We start from the raw sequence: 18,659 nt of genomic DNA on the forward strand, positions 1-18,659 counted from the left end.
AAATGATAATCGTTCCTGATTGAGTGAGCAAGATAGCAGCAGCATAAGATTGCTATAGCGTTGTATTTATCACTTTAGTGCGGCTCGCTAATCGCCTGCCGGCGTGCCGGCAGCGCCTCCCAGGCCAGAATGGTATTGCGCCCGCGGTTTTTGGCGACATAGAGCGCACGGTCAGCGTTGGCGACGGCCCGCTCAAAATCGTGCGCAGCCATCGGCGCGATGCCGGCGCTGACGGTGACGTGAGTCGATACCGCGGTATTAGAACGATGGGGGATCTCCAGTTCCAGCACCGACTGCCGGATGCGCTCGGCGAGCTTCATGGCGATTGACGCGTTGACATTGGTCAGCAGTACCAGAAACTCTTCGCCACCATAGCGGGTGACCACATCGCGCGAGCGGACGGCGTCACGGATCGCGGCCGATACGCGCTTCAGCGCCTGGTCGCCCATCGCATGTCCGTAATTGTCGTTATAGGCTTTAAAGTGATCGATATCCAGCAGCAGGATAAAGTGGCTGCCGGCATGGTTCTCGAGAATGGTTTCCAGCCGGTTCTGCAGCCCGCGCCGGTTATAGAGGCCGGTCAGCGGATCGAGCATGCTGAGCGCGCTGAAGCTCTGCTTCTCTTCATACAGCTGGCCAATCAGCTGCCGGGTAAAATGGTCAAAACGCCGGCGCATCAAATGCAGCAGGGAAAATCCAATCAGCGGCAGCGTAATAGTAAACAGAATAGTGGTCAGGTGCTGTCCGTTATCCAGCAGCAGCACGGTCAGCACCGGCGGCAGAATATGCAGGCAGAATGCCGTTAAATAGTCGCTCAGCGCGATAGCGCTGATAAAAAAGACGCTAAGTAAGCTGATAATTAAATAGCTGCTATCAAACGCCGAAATCAGATGATATTTCTGATTAATATGCCACGCCCACAGCAGCCCGAGCAGCAGCGCGACCGGCGTTAATACGGGAAAGCGCAGGCCGGGCATTATCAGACAAAGCAGCAGCAGCGTGGTGCTGAAACCCGCGACCAGCACCGCAGGCAGGGTAAATACCGGTATCTGAACGTTCAGGCAGGGCAGCAGGCAAAAAAGTGAAACGGCGATATTAAGAAACAAAAACAGCATCAGCGAAAGCCGATATTTGCTCTGTTTCAGTTCATCGTAAGCGTTTAATTTCATTATTATTACCCGTGACAGCCCTGAAATATCAAAGCGCTACCCGGCAGCGTTAATTCTGCTATGCGGATAGTCAGCACGTTTCATGTTGTTATCAGGTGTGTTATCGGCGGCAATTTAGCATTTTCCAGTATTTCTGTCATGCGGTGAAAAATTCGCTGCAGAATGAGAATGGTTGTCATATGATAATGGTAATTCTTATCATTAAGGGGCGTAATGATGATCGCAGCAATGCTGGCTGCCTGCGGCTTGTGGGGTGTGAGCTGGATAATGGGTAAGCGCCTGGATAGTGGCTGGGGTATTCTGCTGCCCTGTACCGCTATGCCGCTGTTTGCGTTATGGGAACCGGGCTATGCGCAGTGGCGGGCGATCATGATTGTTATGCTTCTGCTGACGCTGGTTATGCTGTTTCACCAGCGGCTGCGCCACTATATATTGCTGCCATCCTGTGTCGCGCTGGCGGGCGGCATCACGGCAGCGTCAGTGAATTTTCATCTGGGTTAGCAGCGTGCAGAAACAGCAACATCACGCAGCGCGTGATAAGCAGGAGAGTAACATTCAGGGAATTAACTGACGGGAGAGAGGTGACAACAGTGGTGCGAAGAGAGGGACTTGAACCCTCACGTCCGTAAGAACACTAACACCTGAAGCTAGCGCGTCTACCAATTCCGCCACCTTCGCATCGTGTTGTCTGTTTATATCACCGCATGGTGCGAAGAGAGGGACTTGAACCCTCACGTCCGTAAGAACACTAACACCTGAAGCTAGCGCGTCTACCAATTCCGCCACCTTCGCGCAGTGCACGCGATATAAACTCTGTGATTATTGGTGCGAAGAGAGGGACTTGAACCCTCACGTCCGTTAGGACACTAACACCTGAAGCTAGCGCGTCTACCAATTCCGCCACCTTCGCATACCGGCAACACTTTACAGTATTGCTAACCACGGAGGCGCATTCTAGAGGTTTTATGCAATGCGTCAACAGATATTTTACGGCGATAAACCGACTGCTGGAAAAAGCAACGCTTTATCGCCGCATCAGGCGCTTAGCGTCCGCGCGCGCCACGACCATAAACCGCACGGTAAACCTTAAAGCGGCCGGTCTGCGCCAGCACTTCGTGGCTGCCGAAGGTTTCGTCCAGTATCTGCGGATAAGGCAGGAAAGCATTCGCCACAATACGCAGTTCGCCGCCGCTGTTCAGATGCTTCACCGCGCCGCGGATAAGGCTGTTGGCCGCATCAAGGCTGGTCTGCATGCCGTCATGGAACGGCGGATTAGAGATGATCAGATCGAAACGTCCGGTAACGTCGCTAAAGACGTTGCTGGCAAACACCTCGCCTTCCAGCCCGTTTGCCGCCAGCGTGGCTTTGCTCGCTTCAATGGCAGCAGCGTGCACATCACACAGCCACAGCCGCACTTTCGGGGAGTGCTGTGCCAGCGCGGTGGCTAAGACACCGCTGCCGCATCCGAGATCCAGCACTTTTCCTTTGGTGTGCGGCGTCAGGGTCGACAGCAGCAGATCGCTGCCAATATCCAGGCCATCGCGGCTGAATACGCCCGGCAGCGTATGGATGGTCATCTCGTCCAGCTGGTAGATATTGCCGAACTGGCTGGCATCAAACTCAGGCTGCTGCGTCAGCTGGCCATGATAGAGGCCGCAACGACGCGCGCTGTCAATTTTCTCCAGCGTTACCCACTGCTCCAGCATGCCTTCGGCGCTGCGCACGCCGCTGCGGTTTTCGCCTACGACAAAGATATCGCTGCCGACAGGGAGTAATGCGAGCAGATTTTGCAGCTGGAACTGCGCTTCCGGCTTATTTTTGGGCCAGAAGTAAATCAGGGTGGTGCAGTCTGTCACATCGGCCGCGCTGGCCACAAGGCTGTATACGGCGCGATCGCCCAGCCGATGGCTCAGGTTCTGCCAGTGATGATACTGCTGGGTGTGAACGCGGCTGAGCGCGGTTTCCAGCTGGGCGGGCAGGTCATCCTGCAGGTCACCCGCAAACAGCACGTGGCGGGTGGTAAATTCATCACTGTGGCGCAGAATAACTTCACTGGCCGGGGTAAAAGCAGACATGGAACGCTCCTGTTAAATCAGAGCGGGGATTATAGTGCTTTGTTGGCGCATGTTCGACGGGTTTGCTAGCATAGCGCGCATTACTTACGGCATAGCGGAAAACAGCATGAGTACAAGACGCGACTGGCTTCTGCAGCAGATGGGGATTACGCAGTATCAGCTGCGGCGTCCGCGCGTGCTGCAAGGGGAGATCGCCGTCAGGCTGGCACCCGATACGCGCCTGCTGCTGGTAGCGGAACACCCGCCGGCACTGGATGAGCCTCTGATACGGGACGTGCTGCGGGCGCTGGATATTCCGCCCGCGCAGGTGATGACGCTGACGCCGGAGCAGCTGCCGATGCTGCCAGAGCAGGTAGCCTGTCCCGGCTGGCTGCTGGGCGTGGAGAGCGGGCACACCTTTAACGGTGTGGTATTCACCAGCGCCGTCCTTAATGAACTGATCAGCAGCGGCGCAGCCAGGCGCGCGCTGTGGCAACAGATGTGTAACCATGACCACTATCTCGCTCATCACGGCTGACGATCGGCCGCAGCAGCTCGCCATTGAACGCCGGGCGCACGCTTTTCCCTGGAGTGAACAGACCTTCGCCAGCAATCAGGGGGAACGCTTTCTCAACTTCGGGCTGCACAGTGACGGACGCCTTGCCGGCTTTGCTATTACGCAGGTTGTGCTGGATGAAGCGTCGCTGTTTAACATCGCCGTTGATCCCGACTTTCAGCGCCGCGGCTATGCGCGTCAGCTATTGCAGACGCTGATCGGCGAACTGGAGCAGCGCGATGTGCTGACCCTCTGGCTGGAGGTGCGCGCCTCAAATCGCGCGGCGATTGCCCTGTATGAGCAGCTCGATTTTCACCAGGTCAGCGTGCGCCCCAATTACTACCCCACCGCAGGCGGACGGGAAGACGCCATCATTATGGCGCTGACACTTTGACCGCTGATTAAGGAGCACCATGTTAAACGACTGGGACTGCATCCTGTTTGATGCTGACGAAACACTGTTTCATTTCGATGCCTTTGCCGGACTGCAGCGCATGTTTACCCGCTACGACGTGCAGTTCAGCGATCGCGATTACGCCGATTATCAGGCGATCAATAAGCCTTTATGGGTAGATTACCAGAACGGCACCATCACCGCCGCACAGCTGCAGACGCAGCGCTTTACGCTCTGGGGAGAGAAGCTCAGCGTAGAACCGGATATCCTGAACAGTGATTTCCTCAATGCGATGGCGGAGATCTGCCTGCCGCTGGAAGGCGCGCCTGAACTGCTAAAGAGTCTTAAAGGCCGCGTCAAAATGGCGATTGTCACCAACGGCTTTACGGCCCTGCAGCAGGCGCGGCTGGAGCGCACGGGCTTTCACGATATGTTCGATGCGCTGGTGATTTCAGAGCAGGTCGGTGTCCCCAAGCCGGACGCAAAAATCTTTGCCCATACGCTGGAGCTGCTCGGCAATCCGGCGCCACAGCGCGTACTGATGGTCGGCGATACGCCCGAGTCTGATATTCTCGGGGGAATGAATGCGGGTCTTAAAACCTGCTGGATCGATCACGGCACGCGCCCGTTGCCTGCGGATATTACTCCTGATTTTCAGGTGAAGAACCTCGCTCAGCTTCAGGCTATTCTTACCGCTTAAAGCGCGCCGTTAAAAACCGAAAACCAGGCAGAAGCAGCGGCCTGGTTTTTTTGTATCTTTCTGAACAGCCCGCGGCTCAGGCTGGCGCTTAGCGCGTCTTTTCCTGCGCGTCGGGTGTTTCTGCCGGCTCTTCCTCTTTATCTTCTTTCACCGCGCGGCTGGCGGTAAGCAGGAAGGGCGACTGCTGCCAGCGGGTGCGGCGATCGCGCAGCAGAGTACGGGTCAGAATGATGCCAATCGCCAGCGCCAGCAGCATCATCAGGCGCAGAATATTGGTGGTGTTATCTACCTGACGTGATTCGGTAACCAGAACGTGCGTGTCCAGCGTCACGCGCAGGAAACCCTGTGGCCCCTCTTTGCCTTCCAGCGGCTGCACAATCTGATGATTGAAGTAGCTGCCGGCGCGTTTGCCATCCAGCGCCAGACGATCGCGTACGTTGATGGTTTCACCGCTGTGTGCCACCAGGCTGCCATCGTCGGCATAGACGGAGGCATCAAGGATGCGGCTGTTATCCGTCATCTGATCGAGAATAGCGGCAATCTGCGTGCGGTTATCATCGCTGTTATCCATCAGGGGCTTCAGGCTGAACGCCACCTGGCGGGTGAGGGTATGGGCCAGCTCTTCAACCTGCTCAGAACGCGCCATCTGATGACCCAGGCTGAACCATGAGGCGCCCTGCATCAGCACCACCAGCAGCGCCAGAGAGATAAGAACAATCACCGTGCGATGCAGGCGAAATTTCAGTGCAGTTTTAACCATCAGAAACCCATGTGACATAGCAGCAGAAAGGCTGGCAATTATGTTGCCAGAACCCGCGCAGACAAGGTAGCCTCTTGCGTGGTTTTGTTGTCCCTACAGGAGCTGTAATGCCAAATCGTCTTACCTGGTGCGATCTGCCCGCCGATGTCTCTCTCTGGCCGGGTTTACCCCTCTCCCTGAGCGGTGATGAAGTTATGCCGCTGGACTACCGTGCCGGCCGCACGGGCTGGCTGCTGTATGGGCGCGGACTCGATAAACAGCAGCTGACCGATTATCAGCATCAGCTGGGGGCCGCCATGGTGATTGTCAGCGCATGGAACGTTGACGAATACCAGGTGATCCGGCTGGCAGGTTCGCTGACGCCGCGCGCCACCCGGCTGGCACATGACGCCGGGTTTGACGTGGCGCCGCTGGGCAAAATCCCGCATCTGAAAACGCCAGGGCTGCTGGTGATGGATATGGATTCCACGGCGATTCAGATCGAATGCATTGATGAGATCGCCAGGCTGGCGGGCTGCGGTGAGCAGGTGGCTGAGGTCACCGAACGGGCGATGCGCGGTGAACTCGACTTTAAAGCCAGCCTGCGTGAGCGCGTGGCGCAGCTGGCTGGCGCCGATGCCGCTATCCTTAAACAGGTGCGCGACACTCTGCCGCTGATGCCGGGCCTGACCACGCTGGTGCATAAGCTGCAGGCGCTCGGCTGGCAGGTTGCGATTGCGTCTGGCGGTTTTACCTTTTATGCGGATCACCTGCGTCAGACCTTGCATCTGGCGGCGGCCGTCGCCAATGAGCTGGAGATGCGCGACGGTAAACTCACCGGCGAGGTGATCGGACAGATTGTCGATGCGCAATATAAAGCGGATACCCTGCATCAGCTGGCACAGCGTTTTGATATCGCACCGCAGCAGACGGTAGCGGTGGGCGATGGCGCCAACGATCTGCCGATGATTAAGCGTGCAGCACTGGGTATTGCCTATCATGCTAAACCTAAAGTGAATGAGCAGACGGAAGTCACTATCCGTCACGCTGACCTGATGGGGGTGTTCTGCATCCTGACCGGCAGCCTGATTCATGAAGAGCGTTAACTGAGGAACTGATTTGGCCAAAGCGGCAAAACGCGCCTTCGTGTGCAACGAATGCGGCGCAGACTATCCGCGCTGGCAGGGGCAATGCAGCGCCTGCCACGCCTGGAACACCATCACCGAGGTGCGTATTGCTGCCTCACCTGCCGCTGCGCGCAATGAGCGCCTGAGCGGCTATGCGGGTAACGCCGGCAGCAGCCGGGTGCAGAAGCTTTCGGAGATTAGCCTTGAGGCGCTGCCGCGCTTCACCACCACCTTTAAAGAGTTTGATCGCGTCCTGGGCGGTGGAGTGGTTCCGGGCAGCGCTATCCTGATTGGCGGCAGCCCCGGTGCCGGTAAATCGACGCTGCTGCTGCAGGTTATGTGCAAGCTGGCGGAGAGCATGAAGACGCTCTATGTCACCGGCGAGGAGTCGCTGCAGCAGGTGGCGATGCGCGCGCACCGGCTGGGACTGCCCACGGACAACCTGAATATGCTGTCGGAAACCAGTATTGAGCAGATCTGCCTGATTGCCGAGCAGGAAGAGCCGAAGCTGATGGTTATCGACTCCATTCAGGTGATGCACATGGCGGATATTCAGTCTTCTCCCGGCAGCGTGGCGCAGGTGCGGGAGACCGCCGCCTATCTGACGCGTTTTGCCAAGACGCGCGGCGTGGCGATTATCATGGTCGGCCACGTCACCAAAGATGGCTCGCTGGCAGGTCCGAAAGTGCTGGAGCACTGTATCGACTGCTCGGTGCTGCTGGATGGCGATGCCGACTCGCGCTTTCGCACGCTGCGCAGCCATAAAAACCGTTTTGGTGCGGTGAATGAGCTGGGCGTATTCGCCATGACGGAGCAGGGAATGCGTGAGGTCAGCAACCCTTCAGCTATTTTCCTGTCGCGCGGCGATGAGATCACTTCAGGCAGTTCGGTGATGGTGGTGTGGGAAGGTACCCGGCCGCTGCTGGTTGAGATCCAGGCGCTGGTGGATCACTCGATGATGGGCAATCCGCGCCGCGTAGCGGTAGGGCTGGAGCAGAACCGTCTGGCGATTTTACTGGCGGTACTGCATCGTCATGGCGGCCTGCAAATGGCGGATCAGGATGTGTTTGTTAACGTGGTAGGCGGCGTAAAAGTCACGGAAACCAGTGCCGATCTGGCGCTGCTGCTGGCGATGGTCTCCAGCCTGCGCGATCGCCCTCTGCCGCAGGATGTGGTGATCTTTGGTGAAGTCGGGCTGGCAGGTGAGATCCGGCCGGTACCGAGTGGCCAGGAGCGTATCTCTGAAGCAGCCAAGCACGGCTTTAAGCGCGCCATCGTGCCGGCTGGCAACGCGCCGAAGAAAACCATTGATGGCATGAAGGTTTACAGCGCGAAGAAGCTGGCAGATGCGCTGGCCATTCTGGATGAGCTGTAATTTCGCCAGGGCGGCATAAATGCCGCCGCCGCGATATGCAGGGGGCGCATTAAAGGCCGCACCGCCGTTTATTGTCCGCAGGAGGCACTGAGTGTCATCATTTGACTATCTGAAGACCGCGATTCGGCAGCAGGGCCATACGCTGCAGCAGGTGGCTGACGCCAGCGGAATGACCAAGGGCTACCTGAGTCAGCTGCTTAACGCGAAAATAAAAAGCCCTGGCGCGCAGAAACTGGCGGCGCTGCATCACTTTCTCGGGCTGGAGTTTCCGCGGCGTGAGAAAACCGTGGGCGTGGTATTTGGCAAGTTCTATCCGCTGCACACCGGCCATATCTACCTGATCCAGCGCGCCTGCAGTCAGGTGGATGAGCTGCATATTATTATGGGCCACGACGAGCCGCGCGATCGCGCACTGTTTGAGAACAGCGCCATGTCGCAGCAGCCCACCATCAGCGATCGTCTGCGCTGGCTGCTGCAGACATTCAAATACCAGAAAAACATTCGTATTCACTCATTCAACGAAGAGGGAATCGAACCCTATCCGCACGGCTGGGATCTCTGGAGCGCAGGCGTCAGCGCGTTTCTGGCAGAGCAGGGGATTATGCCCGACTGCGTTTATACCAGCGAAGAACCGGATGCGCCGATGTATCAGCAATATCTGGGGATCCCGGCGCGGGTGATCGATCCACACCGATCGTTTATGAGCATCAGCGGCAGCCAGATCCGTCAGGATCCGTTTCGCTACTGGGAATATATTCCGACCGAAGTGAAGCCTTTCTTTGTGCGCACCGTCGCGGTGCTGGGTGGCGAGTCGAGCGGCAAATCCACGCTGGTCAACAAGCTGGCGAATATCTTTAATACCACCAGCGCCTGGGAGTATGGCCGCGACTACGTCTTCTCTCACCTCGGCGGCGACGAGATGGCGCTGCAGTATTCTGACTACGATAAAATCGCGCTCGGTCAGGCGCAATACATCGATTTTGCCGTCAAGTACGCGAATAAAGTCGCCTTTATCGATACCGATTTTATTACCACTCAGGCGTTCTGCCTGAAGTATGAAGGACGCGAACATCCTTTTGTGCAGGCGCTGATCGATGAGTACCGCTTTGACCTGGTGATCCTGCTGGAGAACAACGTGCCCTGGGTGGCAGATGGCCTCCGCAGCCTTGGCAGCTCGGTGGACCGGCGCGAGTTTCAGTCTATTCTGGTGACCATGCTGCGGGAAAATAACGTTGAGTTTGTACACGTGCAGGAGGACAACTACGATGCGCGCTTCCTGCGCTGTGTGGAGCTGGTCAAAGAGCGGCTGGGCAATTAACGCCTGAGCACAATAAAAAAAGGCGCCCGAAGGCGCCTTTTTTATCAGCAGGTTACTTCGCCATACGCTTGTATTTGATACGCTTCGGCTCCAGCGCATCCGCGCCGAGAGTGCGTTTCTTATACTCTTCGTATTCGGTAAAGTTACCTTCAAAGAACTCAACCTTGCCCTCATCCTGATAATCGATGATGTGGGTGGCAATACGGTCGAGGAACCAGCGGTCATGCGAGATCACCATCGCGCAGCCCGGGAACTCCAGCAGGGCATTCTCCAGCGCGCGCAGGGTTTCGATGTCGAGGTCGTTGGTTGGTTCATCCAGCAGCAGCAGGTTGCCGCCTACCTGAAGCAGTTTCGCCAGGTGCAGACGTCCGCGCTCACCGCCGGAGAGTTCGCCTACGCGTTTACCCTGATCGGTGCCTTTGAAGTTAAAGCGTCCGACGTAGGCACGGCTTGGCATCTCGGTGGTACCGATACGCATAATATCCTGGCCGCCAGAGACCTCTTCCCATACCGTTTTAGAGTTATCCATCGCATCGCGGAACTGATCGACCGACGCCAGCTTCACGGTTTCGCCCAGATCGATGCTGCCGGAATCGGGCTGCTCCTGACCAGACATCATGCGGAACAGCGTCGATTTACCCGCGCCGTTCGGCCCGATGATCCCGACAATAGCTCCTTTTGGCAGCGAGAACGACAGATCGTCAATCAGGACGCGATCGCCATACGATTTGCTGAGGTTTTTCACTTCCAGCACTTTATCGCCGAGGCGTGCGCCTGGCGGAATAAAGAGTTCGTTGGTTTCATTACGCTTCTGATAGTCGCTGTTGTTCAGCTCTTCAAAGCGAGCCAGACGCGCCTTGCCCTTAGACTGACGGCCTTTCGCACCCTGACGCACCCACTCCAGCTCTTTTTCAATGGATTTGCGGCGTGCAGCTTCCTGTGACGCTTCCTGCGCCAGACGCTGATCTTTCTGCTCCAGCCAGGAGGAGTAATTGCCTTCCCACGGAATACCTTCACCGCGGTCCAGCTCCAGGATCCAGCCCGCAACGTTATCGAGGAAGTAACGGTCGTGGGTAATCGCGACTACGGTGCCTTCGAAGTCGTGCAGGAAGCGTTCCAGCCAGGCGACAGATTCCGCATCCAGGTGGTTGGTCGGTTCATCAAGCAGCAGCATGTCCGGCTTTTCCAGCAGCAGGCGGCACAGCGCGACGCGACGGCGCTCACCACCCGACAGGTTGCCGATTTTGGCATCCCACTCCGGCAGACGCATCGCGTCAGCGGCGCGGTTGAGCTGGGTTTCCAGATTGTGGCCATCGTGCGCCTGAATCACCTCTTCCAGACGGCCCTGTTCGGCGGCCAGCTTGTCGAAGTCCGCATCGGGATCGGCGTACAGCGCGTAGACTTCATCAAGACGTTTCAGAGCGCCAGCGACTTCCGCCACCGCTTCTTCAACGGATTCACGCACGGTGTGTTCCGGATTGAGCTGCGGCTCCTGCGGCAGATAACCCACTTTAATGCCCGGCTGCGGGCGCGCTTCCCCTTCGATATCTTTATCGATACCGGCCATGATGCGCAGCAGGGTCGATTTACCCGCGCCGTTCAGGCCGAGTACGCCGATTTTGGCGCCCGGGAAGAAGCTGAGAGAGATATTCTTCAGAATGTGACGCTTCGGCGGTACCACTTTGCCGACGCGATGCATGCTATAGACGAATTGAGCCACGTTGTGATGAGCCTCTTGGTCTGTAAATAGTGGAACGTCAGATGGTGAAGTTTAGCGGTTTTCACGGCCTAATCACAGCCGCGCCGCGGTGAAACTTGCGTGACAGGCGTGATGTCAGGCGCACTGCTGCATAATTGTACGCGCTGACGGCGATCAGGGCAGATGCAGCGTAATCGCCTGCTCTGCCAGCCACGAACTGAGCGCGGCGTCGGGGGCGCTGTCGCTGACCAGCCGCTCGAAACGGTGCAGCGCACTGATACGGGCGGGCAGCACTTTGCCATATTTGCTGCTGTCTGCCACCAGTACCCGTTCACGCGCGCGCAGCATGGCGTGGTGCTTCATCGCCAGCTCATTCAGGTTGTAACAGGTTGCGCCCTGCTGCAGATCCACTCCCGCTGCTGAGATAAACGCCAGCGCCGGGCAGAGGTCATCAAGAATGGAGTGGTTACCGACTGGCGTAAACAGCGCGTTATCAGCATGAAACTCGCCGCCGCTGAGGATCACGCTGCAGGCGGGCTTCTCTTTCAGTGCCAGAAAGGTGTTCATCGCGCAGCAGACTGCCGTGAAGGCGAGGGTGTCCGGAATCGCGTCGATGACGTAGGGCAGCGTGGTTCCGCAGTCAAAAAACACCGTATCATTTTCACGAATCAGCGCGGCGGCGGCCTGCGCCAGACGCCGTTTACGCGCGGCGTTGTGCCCGTGCTGATCGGAAACAAAGTAGTGCCCGGCATGGTTTTTCGGATCGCTGACCACATAGCCGCCGAGCAGCACCACCTGCGAGGCCGATTCGCTGAGATCGCGGCGGATGGTCATTTCAGAGACGCCCAGCAGCTGCGCCGCCTCTTTCAGATGCAGCTTATCGGTGCGTTTCAGGGCCTGGGCCAGCTTATTGAGTCGTTCGTCGCGCCGGGTTTCCATAAGCATCTCGGTAAAAGTGGTGTTCTGCCGCAGAGCAGCGGATGCGGTTTGCCATTGAGCCTCTGAGCGCGACAATCCTGACAGGTTTCAGGCGGTTGCGGCGTCGTCAGCAGCGGGTGGTCAATAGTAGCCTTAAAGGCGCCGTGGCGTAAACTGCGTTGCAGGTGCACAGGCGGGTCAGGGGGGCAGGAGCCTGTTCGTCAGGTAAATTTTGTTAAGAACGTGGCGAGAGACGAAAGCCCTGGTTAGCATGAAGGGAGCCCGGCATACGCTGGACCGAAGCAGAGAGGAGAGCGGAGTGGAGAAGTGGCGTAACTGGATGATAGGGATGTGTCTGGTCAGCACGGCAGGCAGCGTATGGGCCGACTCGCTGGATCAGCAACGACAGCGCTATGCGCAGATCAAGCAGGCCTGGGATAACAAACAGATGGACCAGGTTGAGCAGCTGATGCCGACGCTGCAGGATTATCCGCTCTATCCCTATCTGCAGTATCGCCTGCTGGCGCAGGATCTCGATCAGGAAGCGGGGCTTGCGATCAAAAACTTTATTCAGCAGTATCCGACGCTGCCGCCGGCCAAATCGCTGCAGACGCGATTTGTGAACGTGCTGGCGCACCGGCAGGACTGGCAGGGAATTTTGAGTTTCAGTCCGGATGAGCCGAAGCCGGTGCAGGCGCGCTGCAACTGGTACTACGCTAAATGGGCCACCGGCCAGCAGCAGACGGCGTTTACCGGCGCGAAAAGTATCTGGCTGCGCGGCTCGGCACTGCCCGCTGACTGCGACCGGCTCTTCTCAGTCTGGCAGGCATCAGGCCAGCTCTCGCCGATCACCATTCTGGAGCGTATCCGCCTGGCGATGAAAGCGGGTAACGACAGCCTGGTAAACTATCTGGCAAAAATGCTGCCGGCGGATTACCAGACCACCGCCAGCGCACTGCTGGCCCTGCAGCAGAATCCGCAGACCGTAACGACGTTTGCCGCCACGCTGGGGCCGACCGACTTTACCCGTATGGCCACCAGCTACGCCTTTGCGCGCGTGGCGCGCGAAGATATGGATAACGCGCGCATGATGATCCCGCAGCTGGTTAAAGCGCAGAAGATGAGTCAGGCAGAAGAGCAGGATCTGAAAGAGGCGGTGGTATGGCGCATGATGGGGGCTGACCTGACCTCAGAGCAGGCGCGCTGGCGCGATGCCGTGGTGATGAACAGTGAATCCACCGCGCTTATCGAACGTCGCGTGCGCCTTGCGCTGAGCGAAAGCGATCGCCGTGGCCTCAACACCTGGATTGCGCGCCTGCCGCCGGAAGCGAAAGAAAAAGATGAGTGGCAGTACTGGCAGGCGGATTTGCTGATAGCGCAGGGGCGCAAAGATGAAGCCGATGAGATCCTGCGTAAGCTGATGCAGCAGCGCGGGTTCTATCCGATGGTGGCGGCGCAGCGCCTTGGCACCGACTATCCGCTGAAGATTGATGACGCGCCGGCCGCGGACAACAGCATCGTGCAGGGACCGGAGATGGCGCGCGTACGCGAGCTGATGTACTGGGGCATGGATAACCTGGCGCGCAGCGAGTGGGCAAACCTGATCGTCAGTAAAACCCGCACGCAGCAGCAGATGCTGGCGCACTACGCGAACCAGCAGGACTGGTGGGATCTGAGCGTGCAGGCCACGATTAGCGCAAAAATGTGGGATAGCCTGAAAGAGCGTTTCCCGCTGGCGTGGCGCAATCTGTATCAGCAATACACCGGTGATAAGGCGATCGATCCGAGCTACGCCATGGCCATCTCGCGCCAGGAGAGCGCCTGGAACCCGAAAGCGCGCTCCCCGGTCGGGGCCAGCGGATTGATGCAGGTGATGCCAGCCACGGCCGCGCATACCGTGAAAATGTACAATATTCCCGGCTACGTAAACAGCAGCCAGCTGCTTGATCCGCAAACCAATATCCAGATTGGCACGCAGTATCTGGAGTATGTCTATCAGCAGTTCGGGCAGAACCGCATTTTCTCCTCCGCCGCTTATAACGCCGGGCCGGGGCGGGTGCGCAGCTGGCGTAATAACAGCGGAGGCAAACTGGACGCCGTGGCCTTTATTGAAACGATTCCGTTCTCTGAAACGCGGGGCTACGTGAAGAACGTGCTGGCGTATGACGCCTACTATCGTTACTTCATGGGGAAACCTGACAAGATTCTCAGCGACAGCGAGTGGAATCAGCGTTACTGAGTGTGCTATGCTTCCGTACTCGTTAATGAGTACGGAAGCCACTATGCCTTCATCCCTTTCTGAGCAGCCCGCTGACGATCACTGGCTGCGTTTTATCGACCTGATGCAGCATGCGTTTGCCGATAACGTGGCGCTGCCGATGCTGCAGCTGATGATGACGCCCGATGAACGTGAATCGTTCGGCACGCGGCTGCGCATTATCGAAGCGTTAATCAACGGCGATATCAGCCAGCGCGAACTGAAAAACGAGCTGGGCGTGGGCATTGCGACGATAACGCGCGGCTCTAACAGCCTGAAAGAGGCGCCACCCGAACTCAGACGCTGGCTGGAATCGCGGCTGATTACTGCTGATAAAGCGGATGAGTAAACGGGCAGAGTGCGAGGATCAGCGCCTGATGATAGACGCTGGAGCGGGTCAGCAGGCCCTGCGTAAAAGCGCCGATCGCGCCGCCCTTGTGTTTGATATTGTCGACCCCGGTCAGGCGCGCCATCTCATCGCCCAGCTCGCGCCCGGCTGCTAATCCTGCCAGCACAACCGGCGGCAGCGTAAAGCTGGCAGAGCGTGATTCACCGCGCTGCTGTGCATTTTCCACTACCATCCATGCAAACGCGCAGTCGCCTTCGATGCCCGCTTCAATAGCCACCCAGAAATCCGCCTCCGGCGCGGCCGCACGGGCATTAATCACGCGCTGACGTGCGCCGCTGCGCGTTTCTGTATCGCTAAGCGGCTGCGCCGCCACGCCGCTCTCGACCGCTACCCCGCGAATATGGCAGGATCCCTCACCGAATACGTCGCTGAACGCCAGCGCAACCGCATGAATTTTTGCCGGATTGGTGGTGGCTACGACAACATGGTACATAATTGATTGAACCCTCAAGGCAAATTTGTCGCAGTATAACGGAAATTACGCATGTTACAGGTCTATCTTGTTCGTCACGGTGAAACGGTTTGGAATGCGGCCCGACGCATTCAGGGGCAGTCCGACAGTGCTCTGACGGATAAAGGTGAACAGCAGGCGCGTCAGGTCGGTGAGCGGGTGAAAACGCTGGGCATTACGCACGTCATTGCCAGCGATTTAGGCCGCACCCGGCGTACGGCAGAGATTATCGCTGACGCCTGCGGCTGCCCGGTTACGCTGGATGCACGTTTGCGCGAGCTGAATATGGGCTGTCTGGAGCAGCGTCCGCTTGATGGCCTGACGGCGGAAGAGGAGCGCTGGCGCAAGGCGCTGGTGGATGGCACCGAAGCGGGGCGCATTCCCGGCGGCGAGTCGATGAGCGAGCTGGCGGCGCGCATGCATGATGCGCTGAACGCCTGCCTCGATCTGCCAGCCGGCAGCCGGCCATTGCTGGTCAGCCACGGTATGGCGCTGGGTGCCCTGGTGAGTACCATTCTGGGTTTACCGGCGCATGCGGAACGACGCCTGCGCCTGCGTAACTGCTCGATTTCACGCGTGGATCATCAGCAGAGTGCCTGGCTGGCGTCTGGCTGGATCGTAGAGACCGCCGGCGACGTCTCGCATCTGGATGCCCCTGCGCTGGATGAGCTGCCAGGGGCGCATTAATGCGCCCCCTACGGGAAATGTAGGGGCGTCGTTAATGACGCCCAGGTTAATGCGCGCGCGGAACGTGATGACGTCATTAATGGCGCCCGGATTAATGCGCGTGCGGAACGTGATGACGTCATTAATGGCGCCCGAATTAATGGGCGTACGGAACGTGATGACGTTTTTTACCGCGGCCAGGGGCGCATTAATGCGCCCCCTACAGGAAATGTAGGGGCGCCATTAATGGCGTCCGGGTTAATGCGCCCGACGAGGTTCTTTGGCGATTAATTAACGGGCTGCGGGCGGATCGGGATCAGGTATTCGCAGCGAATATCGGCAGGCGGTTCGCTGCGCTTTTTGCCGCCGTGGGTATAGAATCGCTCAATATCCTGCCCCTGACGACGGATCAGCCCCAGCAGCGGCATGCAGGTGCCGTAGAGCATCAGGATAAACTCCTGCAGCGCGACGCGCGGACCTTCATAGCTGAACTGCACGTAGTCGCCCGCTTCCAGCGTCACGCGCTGGTTTGACTGCATATTCAGCGCCTGCTGATCGGCCGGTACCGCAGTGGTATAGAGGATCTCCTGCTCATCATCTTTCTCATGGCTGGCGCGCACCTGATGCAGACCATAAAGCACCGGCGGCACGGTATCGGTTTCCAGCAGGAACTGTTTCCAGAAGTGCACGCGCATCTCATCACGGTAGCGGGAGATCTGCTCCAGCGCGCAGGTATAACTCTGCGTCTGGCCTACCAGAATCGTCTCCGGCAGCGTGACAAATTGTGCTTCCGGCACGGGCTGGTTATCCAGACGAATGGGCGGACGGATACCGTAAGAGTTCCACTCGGACGAGCGGCGATACCAGGCGGGCGTCTGATTAAACTGTTTCTTAAACGCGCGCGTAAATGTCTGCTGTGAATCGAAGCGATACTGCAGAGCGATATCGAGGATAGGGCGGCTGGTCAGACGCAGCGCCACGGCGGCTTTGGAGAGCCGACGCGCACGGATATAGGCCCCGATGGCGTGTCCGGTGACCTCTTTAAACATCCGTTGCAGGTGCCATTTGGAGTAACCCGCTTTCAGTGCAACGTTATCAAGTGAAAGCGGCTGATCCAGATGGCTCTCCAGCCAGACAAGCAAATCGCGAATGATACCGGCTTGGTCCATAAAACATCCTCATAACTCTCTGGTGGCGCAACGATGAAGTCGTCGAATAATAGCACTAAATGCACAAACGCGCGGCGCTTGTGTGTTGATCAACTGTGCTATATCAATGCGGGTGATAACCCGTTCAGGTTTGGTACTTTGATCTGGTGACGGTACATTATCGCCACATCTCTTTCCTTTGCAATGGTAACCCAATGACAATAAATCGCGCTCTTATAGTCACGCTGGCAACTTTTATGCTCACTCCCGTCGCGCTGGCGGAGGAGATCGGCTCTGTTGACACCGTATTCAAAATTTTCGGCCCCGATCATAAGATCGTGGTCGAGGCGTTCGACGATCCGGACGTGAAAAATGTCACCTGCTATATCAGCCGGGCTAAAACCGGCGGTATCAAAGGGGGCCTGGGGCTGGCTGAAGATACATCGGATGCGGCTATCTCCTGCCAGCAGGTAGGGCCTGTAGAGCTTAGCGAGAAAATTGCACAAGGCAAGGCGCAGGGAGAAGTCGTGTTTCGCAAGCGGACATCGCTGGTGTTTAAGAAGCTGCAGGTGGTGCGCTTTTTCGATCAGAAACGCAATGCGCTGGTCTATCTGAGCTACTCAGATAAGGTTGTGGATGGATCGCCGAAAAACGCGCTAAGCGCAGTGCCCATTATGCCGTGGCACTAAAGCAGCCAAAAAAAACGCCCGAACGGGCGTTTTTTTATTGTTTAACTTAATCCTGCAGCTCACCGCAGAAGCGATAGCCTTCACCATGGATGGTGGCGATGATTTCCGGCGTATCGGGCGTTGACTCGAAATGTTTACGAATACGGCGAATCGTGACGTCCACGGTACGGTCATGCGGCTTAAGCTCGCGACCGGTCATCTTCTTAAGCAGATCGGCGCGCGTCTGGATTTTGCCCGGATTTTCGCAGAAGTGCAGCATCGCGCGGAACTCGCTGCGCGGTAGCTTATACTGCTCACCGTTTGGACTGATCAGGGAACGGCTGTTGATATCCAGCTCCCAGCCGTTAAAGCGGTAGCTCTCTACCTGACGGCGCTCTTCACCCGGCATCGCCAGGTTCATGGTGCGCGACAGCAGATTACGCGCGCGAATGGTTAGCTCACGCGGATTAAAAGGTTTGGTGATGTAGTCATCAGCGCCAATTTCCAGGCCGAGGATCTTATCCACTTCATTATCGCGACCGGTCAGAAACATCAGCGCGACGTTTGCCTGTTCACGCAGCTCGCGCGCCAGCAGCAATCCATTTTTCCCTGGGAGGTTGATATCCATAATCACCAGGTTTACGTCATTGTCTGTTAAAACCTGATGCATTTCAGCACCGTCAGTGGCTTCATAGACCACGTAACCTTCCGCCTCAAAAATACTTTTTAGCGTGTTACGCGTGACCAGTTCGTCTTCAACGATAAGAATGTGCGGGGTCTGCATGTTTTGCTACCTAAAATTTGCCAACAAATCGAAAACAGGGCGTACCGCCGTTGCCGCGACAGAATAAAGGCGTGTGCGCAGCCGGAGTACGAAATAATCTTCGGAATATACCATCCATCAGGTCAACTTCAGTGTCAGCTCAGCCGGTCAGAATGAATATCTGTGCGCCCCGTTGGGATCGGAATAGCGTTTATCCTAACCGCATTAACAGCAACCTAACAGCACCA

The 18,659-nt window shown here is 57.4% G+C and carries 19 protein-coding genes and 3 tRNA genes; 11 read left to right on the forward strand and 11 right to left on the reverse strand.

Going from position 1 to position 18,659, the window contains the following annotated elements; translation table 11 throughout:
- Window positions 1-74 precede the first annotated feature (74 nt).
- Window positions 75-1,169 (reverse strand): GGDEF domain-containing protein, encoded by a 1,095-nt coding sequence (locus FS690_RS08785; RefSeq protein WP_108569977.1) that lies wholly within the window; start codon window positions 1,167-1,169, stop codon window positions 75-77.
- Window positions 1,170-1,385: 216 nt separating this feature from the next.
- Between FS690_RS08785 and FS690_RS08790 the strand changes: the two genes are divergently transcribed.
- The gene (locus FS690_RS08790; protein ID WP_071669150.1) at window positions 1,386-1,670 is read left to right on the forward strand and encodes a DUF1435 domain-containing protein; all 285 of its coding nucleotides are present in this window, start codon (window positions 1,386-1,388) and stop codon (window positions 1,668-1,670) included.
- Between the two features lie 90 nt (window positions 1,671-1,760).
- Here FS690_RS08790 and FS690_RS08795 read toward each other — a convergent pair.
- The 4 genes from FS690_RS08795 to rsmC form a co-directional block, all read right to left on the reverse strand.
- Window positions 1,761-1,847 (reverse strand) — tRNA-Leu (locus tag FS690_RS08795).
- Window positions 1,848-1,874: 27 nt separating this feature from the next.
- A tRNA-Leu gene (locus FS690_RS08800) sits at window positions 1,875-1,961 on the reverse strand.
- Window positions 1,962-1,992: 31 nt separating this feature from the next.
- A tRNA-Leu gene (locus FS690_RS08805) sits at window positions 1,993-2,079 on the reverse strand.
- Window positions 2,080-2,212: 133 nt separating this feature from the next.
- The gene (rsmC, locus tag FS690_RS08810; RefSeq protein ID WP_145339435.1) at window positions 2,213-3,244 is read right to left on the reverse strand and encodes a 16S rRNA (guanine(1207)-N(2))-methyltransferase RsmC; all 1,032 of its coding nucleotides are present in this window, start codon (window positions 3,242-3,244) and stop codon (window positions 2,213-2,215) included.
- Window positions 3,245-3,350: 106 nt separating this feature from the next.
- On the opposite strand from rsmC, the gene FS690_RS08815 reads away from it, so the two are divergent.
- Genes FS690_RS08815 through yjjG form a run of 3 tightly spaced genes read left to right on the forward strand, consistent with a single transcriptional unit; the run spans window position 3,351 to window position 4,873 of the window.
- Window positions 3,351-3,761 (forward strand): DNA polymerase III subunit psi, encoded by a 411-nt coding sequence (locus FS690_RS08815; RefSeq protein WP_145339437.1) that lies wholly within the window; start codon window positions 3,351-3,353, stop codon window positions 3,759-3,761.
- Window positions 3,733-4,173, forward strand: a complete 441-nt coding sequence (gene rimI / locus FS690_RS08820; protein ID WP_039382428.1) for a ribosomal protein S18-alanine N-acetyltransferase — start codon at window positions 3,733-3,735, stop codon at window positions 4,171-4,173. Before FS690_RS08815 ends, rimI begins: the two co-directional genes overlap by 29 nt.
- Window positions 4,174-4,192: 19 nt before the next feature.
- Window positions 4,193-4,873 (forward strand): pyrimidine 5'-nucleotidase, encoded by a 681-nt coding sequence (yjjG, locus tag FS690_RS08825; RefSeq protein ID WP_145339439.1) that lies wholly within the window; start codon window positions 4,193-4,195, stop codon window positions 4,871-4,873.
- Window positions 4,874-4,961: 88 nt separating this feature from the next.
- Here yjjG and FS690_RS08830 read toward each other — a convergent pair whose 3' ends face one another.
- Window positions 4,962-5,633 (reverse strand): YtjB family periplasmic protein, encoded by a 672-nt coding sequence (locus FS690_RS08830; RefSeq protein WP_039385704.1) that lies wholly within the window; start codon window positions 5,631-5,633, stop codon window positions 4,962-4,964.
- A gap of 107 nt (window positions 5,634-5,740) precedes the next feature.
- Between FS690_RS08830 and serB the strand changes: the two genes are divergently transcribed.
- The 3 genes from serB (at window position 5,741) to nadR (ending at window position 9,432) form a co-directional block, all read left to right on the forward strand.
- Window positions 5,741-6,718: a phosphoserine phosphatase gene (gene serB / locus FS690_RS08835; protein ID WP_039382434.1), complete on the forward strand. Its 978-nt coding sequence runs from the start codon at window positions 5,741-5,743 to the stop codon at window positions 6,716-6,718.
- A gap of 13 nt (window positions 6,719-6,731) precedes the next feature.
- Window positions 6,732-8,114 carry a DNA repair protein RadA gene (gene radA / locus FS690_RS08840; RefSeq protein ID WP_039382437.1) on the forward strand — a complete coding sequence of 461 codons (1,383 nt, stop codon included), beginning with the start codon at window positions 6,732-6,734 and terminating at the stop codon, window positions 8,112-8,114.
- Between the two features lie 91 nt (window positions 8,115-8,205).
- Window positions 8,206-9,432 carry a multifunctional transcriptional regulator/nicotinamide-nucleotide adenylyltransferase/ribosylnicotinamide kinase NadR gene (gene nadR / locus FS690_RS08845; RefSeq protein ID WP_039382440.1) on the forward strand — a complete coding sequence of 409 codons (1,227 nt, stop codon included), beginning with the start codon at window positions 8,206-8,208 and terminating at the stop codon, window positions 9,430-9,432.
- 52 nt (window positions 9,433-9,484) lie between these two features.
- On the opposite strand, the gene ettA is transcribed toward nadR, so the two are convergent.
- Window positions 9,485-11,152, reverse strand: a complete 1,668-nt coding sequence (gene ettA / locus FS690_RS08850) for an energy-dependent translational throttle protein EttA (protein WP_071669101.1) — start codon at window positions 11,150-11,152, stop codon at window positions 9,485-9,487.
- Window positions 11,153-11,305: 153 nt separating this feature from the next.
- Complete coding sequence (gene deoR, locus FS690_RS08855) at window positions 11,306-12,070, reverse strand: DNA-binding transcriptional repressor DeoR (protein WP_104085557.1); 765 nt, start codon at window positions 12,068-12,070, stop codon at window positions 11,306-11,308.
- Window positions 12,071-12,368: 298 nt separating this feature from the next.
- Here deoR and sltY point away from each other — a divergent pair, with 298 nt between their 5' ends.
- Both sltY and trpR read left to right on the forward strand, forming a co-directional pair.
- Window positions 12,369-14,288: a murein transglycosylase gene (gene sltY / locus FS690_RS08860; RefSeq protein WP_104085556.1), complete on the forward strand. Its 1,920-nt coding sequence runs from the start codon at window positions 12,369-12,371 to the stop codon at window positions 14,286-14,288.
- A 43-nt stretch (window positions 14,289-14,331) separates the two neighbouring features.
- Window positions 14,332-14,655 (forward strand): trp operon repressor, encoded by a 324-nt coding sequence (gene trpR, locus FS690_RS08865; protein ID WP_039382449.1) that lies wholly within the window; start codon window positions 14,332-14,334, stop codon window positions 14,653-14,655.
- Here the strand turns inward: trpR and yjjX are convergent.
- Window positions 14,630-15,148: an inosine/xanthosine triphosphatase gene (gene yjjX, locus FS690_RS08870; RefSeq protein WP_145339441.1), complete on the reverse strand. Its 519-nt coding sequence runs from the start codon at window positions 15,146-15,148 to the stop codon at window positions 14,630-14,632. The genes trpR and yjjX overlap by 26 nt on opposite strands.
- 51 nt (window positions 15,149-15,199) lie before the next feature.
- Here yjjX and gpmB point away from each other — a divergent pair, with 51 nt between their 5' ends.
- Window positions 15,200-15,853 (forward strand): 2,3-diphosphoglycerate-dependent phosphoglycerate mutase GpmB, encoded by a 654-nt coding sequence (gene gpmB / locus FS690_RS08875; RefSeq protein WP_039382453.1) that lies wholly within the window; start codon window positions 15,200-15,202, stop codon window positions 15,851-15,853.
- Window positions 15,854-16,119: 266 nt separating this feature from the next.
- On the opposite strand, the gene robA is transcribed toward gpmB, so the two are convergent.
- Complete coding sequence (robA, locus tag FS690_RS08880; RefSeq protein ID WP_039382458.1) at window positions 16,120-17,001, reverse strand: MDR efflux pump AcrAB transcriptional activator RobA; 882 nt, start codon at window positions 16,999-17,001, stop codon at window positions 16,120-16,122.
- A 194-nt stretch (window positions 17,002-17,195) separates the two neighbouring features.
- On the opposite strand from robA, the gene creA reads away from it, so the two are divergent.
- Window positions 17,196-17,669, forward strand: a complete 474-nt coding sequence (gene creA / locus FS690_RS08885; RefSeq protein ID WP_039382459.1) for a protein CreA — start codon at window positions 17,196-17,198, stop codon at window positions 17,667-17,669.
- Between the two features lie 46 nt (window positions 17,670-17,715).
- Here creA and arcA read toward each other — a convergent pair whose 3' ends face one another.
- Window positions 17,716-18,432, reverse strand: a complete 717-nt coding sequence (gene arcA / locus FS690_RS08890; RefSeq protein ID WP_039382461.1) for a two-component system response regulator ArcA — start codon at window positions 18,430-18,432, stop codon at window positions 17,716-17,718.
- Window positions 18,433-18,659: the final 227 nt, after the last annotated feature.

The organism is Pantoea sp. PSNIH1, from assembly GCF_007680655.1.
Lineage (GTDB): Bacteria > Pseudomonadota > Gammaproteobacteria > Enterobacterales > Enterobacteriaceae > Pantoea > Pantoea eucrina.